This window comes from Butyrivibrio proteoclasticus (assembly GCF_900115735.1).
Taxonomy (GTDB): domain Bacteria; phylum Bacillota; class Clostridia; order Lachnospirales; family Lachnospiraceae; genus Butyrivibrio; species Butyrivibrio proteoclasticus_B.
Genome location: NZ_FOXO01000059.1, coordinates 1 through 6,141 on the forward strand (window position 1 = coordinate 1; position 6,141 = coordinate 6,141).

Sequence of the window (6,141 nt, forward strand, 5' to 3'; positions counted from 1 at the left end):
CGTTTTAACGAACTTGAAAGGAATATTCCGGACATCACCAGAGCTATGCTGACCAGACAGTTAAGACAATTGGAAAATGACAAACTGATAACCAGAAAGGTATATGCCGAAGTTCCTCCCAGAGTTGAATATAGTCTTAGCGAAATGGGCGAAAAATTCAGGAAGGTCTTGGATCAGATTGAACTTTTCGGCTTTGAATATATTAAAGAAATAGAAAAAGCTGAAGGTTGAGCCCTCAGCTTTTTCATTATTGTAAATTGTTGTCCATCAAAAGAGCTTCTTTCCATCTGAAAAAGCCTCTCCGACTCTTCCGGACACCTTATAATAACCATCCTTGTTACCATATCTTTTAATCACTACTCTATTATGCCCACATGATATGTCCATTAAAAAGTACACTGATTTTTCCAGCCCGGATATGGGCATTTCACTTTTTCGCAAGCAGGGCACCGAGGACCCTCGGCGCGTTTTTGCTTGTTGGTGGTCATTCCCCCAATCCCCCTGAACCTCGTTATCACTCGGAGCTACGCATCATGAATTGATGCTAATACGTTAAACTCAGATTGCTTCGTGCTACGCACTCTAACAATCTGACCGGCATTCGCAATCCGACCTATCGGTCTACTTGCTCATGTCGGTACACTCGTCAAATATCTGCACCGGATTTCATGTAAACATGAATCCGGCACAGCTACCTGACTCGTTGTTTAACGCAAAAAAGAGGGAGACTCCACTGTGTCATCACAATGAAATCTCCCTAATTCTTATCGAATCTGTTCAGTTGTCTTCTGCTTTTCAGCCTGCTCTTTCTGTTCCTCAAATTTGAGGAATAGATCTACATTGTATTTTGCCATCTGTATATCTTTCATTTCCTGCTTTGCCTGCCGGTACTCGGCATAGGTCCGTTTCTTTTCCTGAAGGACTTCGCTGTATTCCTGATTCAGTTCTTTGATCTTAGGAAGTTTACCCTCGATCTTGGAGAAAGCTTCCTTAGCAGCTTTGCAAAGAGTGATAGCTTCCCTGTGCTCTTCAAAGAACTTTTTGCTATAACCGCTCTTGCGATATTCGGCATAAACATCCTTGGTCTTGGAATAGTTGATGATATGCTTTTTCAGCGCAGCTATCTCAACAAGCCTTGCCTCAAGAGCTTTCTGCTTCTCAGTAATTTCTCCAAATCTCTCTGATGTAGCCTTGGCTTTTTCAGCAAGTTCATCATAATCTCTGAGACCATGTTCTTCCAGAAAAAGAAGCGTCTGTGCCATCTGCTTTATGTTATGAACCTTAGCCCAGCGTTCATAGCCTGGTCCTTTTCCCTTGGCTATCATAGCCTGGATATCAAGAAGCATATCCACATTTGGCTCAGGTTTAACATAAACATTTTCGTCATTACGCTGTTGCTTCGGATCAGGTGTAAATGCACTTTCCCCGGAAAAGACTTTTTCCAGATCCTCTTCTCTGTAACCGGCTCCAAGGGAGCGCATTCGCAAGAAATTCTTTTGATCTCTACCCTTAAGAGAAACATATTTACCGCGTTTTATTTCGTAGTCCATTTCCTGGAGAAGCTTTATAAGTTCTTCCATATCCTTGGGCTTTTGTTCCATACAGATATCAATGGACTCACGGATTTCTTCACGGTAGCTTTTAATAAATATATAGTCAAAAAAAGGAAGCAACCAGTCTGATTGCTCCCTCATAAATCTAAATTATCATAGAATACCCATATTTACAGAAAAAATTTCAAACTCTCCCCTGTTTCCCATATTGCAATGTTATTTGAACAAGATAGGGTTTTGTTCATTTTTTGGTTTTTTTCTCAAAAAAATTTTTTGGTTTTAGCGGTGTTCTGTTTTTGAAATTCAAAACCAAAAAATAATGAACATTTTGAATTGAACCTATAAACCCTTATAATTACTGGGTTCAAGGAGTTTTGTTCATAATATATAAAATCTACAAAACCATGATATCTGCCTATAAATATTATGATTCTTTCTGTTTCATATGAGAGTCAATGATACTGATACCAAGAATTATGCGATTTCCTCCCCTCATCTTTGTGATCTTCATATTGACGTATACCGGTGTTCCTGTATCGATCAGCCGGTATGTGGTCGTAAATACACCCTGGGCATCCAGATCATGTAGAACATTCTCTTTGGTGAATAATTTAAGGAATGGCTCCCTGTCCTCCTCATAGATTCGAGTCATTGTATCTCGTCTGGCAGATTCAAAAAATTCCTTGCCATGACGTACTATTGTCATTTCCTCGCCGCCGACCTTCGAATAATACTCTGTGTAGTCGTTTGTATCTAGGTCGATCACATACAGATTATAATAGTCAGCCGCAAGTGCTCTAGCTATATCCGCATAGGTGGTGCTTTCATTAGGTTCCGTTATGGAAAGAACACCAATAGCAACCGCCTCCACTCCTGTTACACTGTTCTCAGCGATTATCCTTACAAATGAGCGGGCTATTGAACCGTCTTTAACTTCTTCATCTACAAATGCTCGATTGCCATTGTTCCGGCACTGCTCAATAGCCTTCATAAATGAAGATCCGGGGCCTTCCTTCGGAACCGGATATTCTGTTTCCGGATTTGACAGGTCAAATCCGAAAGCACGTTTCATAAAAACTCTAAAGGACTGATTGGTGCGTACATACCTTACTTTTTCACCGCTTCTGTTAATTTCCATAATACCAATTGGAACTGTATCAAAGGTATTCTTTATGACACTTTCATCCAAGTTGGAAAGAAATGAAAGATCAAAGAGATTGACACTTCCCAATGTTTCATAGTATTCGGATTGATCAAAATCTTCGAACCCGTTTTGTATTTCTACTATCTGTTCAGGTGGAACCGGCTTCATAAAATAATATCCCTGAAGTTTAGAACATGCAATTTCCTGAAGAAAACGGACCTGACGCTCTGTTTCAACGCCTTCACAGATCGTATCAATCCCTAGAGATGTCGCCATCTTCATCATCTCTTTCAGTATTATTTTTCCTTCTTCTCCATCATCAAGCCTTCTCATAAAACCCATGTCAAACTTGATCAGGTCAAACTTAACACTTTGAAGATCTTCCAGTGACGAGTAGCCGCTTCCGAAATCATCCATCCAGACCTGGAATCCCTGTGAGCGGAAACGTTCGATCTGTCCTTTCATATAGTCGAAATCGCTGCCCACCATACTTTCTGTTATTTCGATATTGATAAACTTCCGGTCAATTTGGGCTTCATCCACAAGGGTACAGATCTCTTTAACAAGATCGCAAGCTTCAAAATCAGCACGGGAAAAATTTATAGAAACAGGAACATTTTGATTATAGAGCTTCTTGTTTGATTTCAGATTTTCCAGAACCTGTCTCACCACACACATATCCAGTTTATGGATCAGACCGGTATCCTCAAGAACCGGAATAAATGCTGCGGGCGATAACATCCCCAGCACCGGGTCATCCCATCGTGCCAGTGCCTCAACACTGCAAACCTTGCCGTTGGTTGTTCGGACGATTGGCTGATAATACACTTTGATCCATTTTTCTTCGATGGCTTCATCAATATTGTCTATGATACTCTGGCGTTTTTTCTCCTCAGACATCATATCCAGGTCAAAAAGCGCATAGTAGGATTCATTGTTCTTTTTTCGGACATTAGCTGCCATCTGGGCACGATCACAGGCAGTACTGATTTGTACTGATTCAATCCGGTTTGGATAAATACCGATGCGCACAGGAAGGTTTTTTCCATCGTTAACTTTTGCACACTCTGCTATCACTGCGTCAAGATGCTCTTTCAATCCCTCTTCCGGAGCAAATGCGGCAAAATGATCCTGGGCAAAACGGCCACAGCTTTCGCTGCTAAAATGCTTGGCAAGAATATCTGCCACAGCACAGATCAAACGATTTCCCTCTTCAAATCCATGCCAGCGGTTAAAACGCTTTAAGCCGGTCAGATCAAAAAATAGTATCGCGGAATCGATATTTTGTTCCTGCATCTTTTTACAGCCCGCTTCAGCCAGTTCATAGAAATAAACCGTATTTGGAAGTCTCGTCATATAATCATAGTAGGCACCACGATACTGATTGTCTTCCTCAAGAAAACGTCTTAAAGTCTGATTGAGGACACTTTCATAAGTTCCCTGTTCATTTGAGAAATGTCCCTCGTTGGCATACCAGGTCAGACATAAGCGCACATCCGGTTTCGGATAGATGCTCTTTCCATATGCATGCAGGATGATATAGTCTGGATCTTTTAAAGTGCGGGTACGATATACAATGTCATACGGAATATCAAAAGCGGCAAAACGATAAGCAGCATCTGCAACCCTGGTCTTATCATCAGGATGGGTGGCGCGATACATATCATTATCCATGGCTGCATATGCGTCTTCTAAACATTTGAATCCAAATTCATCACAGAATCCTTTTGAGAGCGCAACTGTCACCACCCGTTTATCAATATATTGATAAACCGCAAACGGGATGGTAAGACTTTCCAGTATTTCTTGTGTTCTTTTATCAAAATAAAATCTCGCTGGGAAATTCATGTTTAATCCTCCTGAACCCAATCAATACGACATAATAATCTTCCATGTTGATTTACGTTCGGTTAAGATTTATGGCTATTTGTTTCCTTTACTTCCATTATACAACAGCAAACCGTTTGTTTGACATAACCACATAAAAACGACACGCCCCTAATCATTTCGATTGATTAGAGACCTTTTCCCATATTGCAATGTTATTTGAACAAGATAGGGTTTTGTTCATTTTTTGGATTTTTCGTCAAAAAAATTTTTTTGGTTTTGTTCATAAAAACCGAAGCATATTAAAACAATGCTTCGGTCGAAAAATTTTTAAGCAAAATTATTTTGACCCAGAACCCCCTACTATTACTGGCTCTGTAATGTTTTGTTTTTTTAAATAAAATCTACAAAACAATGATATACACCTATACAATAATATAATAGTTTTGTTTGTTTTTTACAGTAAAATATGTCATAAGTGGTAGATAAATGGTTTATTTCAAATTTGCTAATCCAATACTCCCCTTATCGAATCATCGAAGCTTTCTGTGATTAGAGTGATCTGTTCTCCGTTAGATTGGTACCCCTCTATGATTTGGTGGTTATCTTGTTTAAGTTGCTCATCTGAACAATTAGAATCATCAAGCCTTGTTTCGATATCAGAGCCATGTGATTTTATTTCTTCAAAATGCGAATCTATATATTCATCTGACATAGCAAGGCAGATGAATCTTATCGACTGAAGATACTGCTCCCCAAAACTATTCCTCCAATCAAAAGGTATATAGCAGCCTTCAACAATAAGGTTCTGCTCATTCTCAATAGCAGTCTTTATTATCTCTCGAACGATTGGCCAAAGATAGTCTGTAAGTTCATCATCGTCTTCTGGGGTGAAATCAGTAATGCCGCTACGAATAAGTCCCATTTTCAAATGGTCAATTGAAAAATAAGGGTATTTGTATTTCTCAAGCATCCGTTGTGCCAGAATCGTTTTCCCGACATGGGATGCTCCCGTTATAATTATTACCATCTTTACCTCCGCAACTGGAATTTGTGCGATTAACTTCCGGTTTATTCTTCCATCAAGGATTATGTATTACATTTCTCTTTCCACTATTGGCAGTTCCTCTTACTTCTTCGTGGTAAAAGTAATCTACGATTGTTGGATGTCCTTTCTCTACTCTCTCATACGGAGTTTCATTATCAACAAACCTGCAATCATACTTTTTAGCCAGCTCTTCTGCTTTCTTTTCCAGCGCTTCAAAATAGCTGCGGTTCTTTTTGTTATAAATTTCGTCATACAACGACACCAGATCCGGATGTTTATCGGAAATGTATTTCATGATATCTGCCTTAAAACCTCCGCGAAGATTCAGATTCTCAAGCCATACAAGGTCACACTGATCTTTTGTCCTGTCTATTATTGCTTCTATATCCGTAATCCCCGGGAAAACGGGTGAAATGAAGCAAATTGTACGAATGCCTGCCGCATATACCTCTTTCATTGCAGCAAGCCTTCTTTCTATGCTTACTGCCGCATCCATATCATCTTTAAACTCTTCATCGAGAGTATTGATTGACCATGATACTGTAAGTCTGCTATTTTCATTGATCTCT

4 protein-coding genes and 1 pseudogene are annotated in these 6,141 nt (G+C 39.7%); 1 reads left to right on the plus strand and 4 read right to left on the minus strand.

Features of this window, described 5'->3' with window-relative positions:
• Window positions 1-231: winged helix-turn-helix transcriptional regulator (locus tag BM146_RS18675; protein WP_074892168.1), on the plus strand; the 231-nt coding region annotated here is incomplete at its 5' end.
• 533 nt (window positions 232-764) lie between these two features.
• On the opposite strand, the gene BM146_RS18680 is transcribed toward BM146_RS18675, so the two are convergent.
• The 4 genes and pseudogenes from BM146_RS18680 to BM146_RS18695 form a co-directional block, all read right to left on the minus strand.
• Window positions 765-1,694 carry a hypothetical protein gene (locus tag BM146_RS18680; RefSeq protein ID WP_143087547.1) on the minus strand — a complete coding sequence of 310 codons (930 nt, stop codon included), beginning with the start codon at window positions 1,692-1,694 and terminating at the stop codon, window positions 765-767.
• 283 nt (window positions 1,695-1,977) lie between these two features.
• Window positions 1,978-4,545, minus strand: coding sequence for a putative bifunctional diguanylate cyclase/phosphodiesterase (locus BM146_RS18685; protein WP_074892172.1), 2,568 nt, complete (start codon window positions 4,543-4,545; stop codon window positions 1,978-1,980).
• A 487-nt stretch (window positions 4,546-5,032) separates the two neighbouring features.
• Window positions 5,033-5,554, minus strand: coding sequence for a P-loop nucleotide/nucleoside kinase family protein (locus tag BM146_RS18690; protein WP_074892174.1), 522 nt, complete (start codon window positions 5,552-5,554; stop codon window positions 5,033-5,035).
• 52 nt (window positions 5,555-5,606) lie between these two features.
• Window positions 5,607-6,141 (minus strand): annotated as a pseudogene (locus BM146_RS18695) (radical SAM mobile pair protein B); the annotation flags it as partial.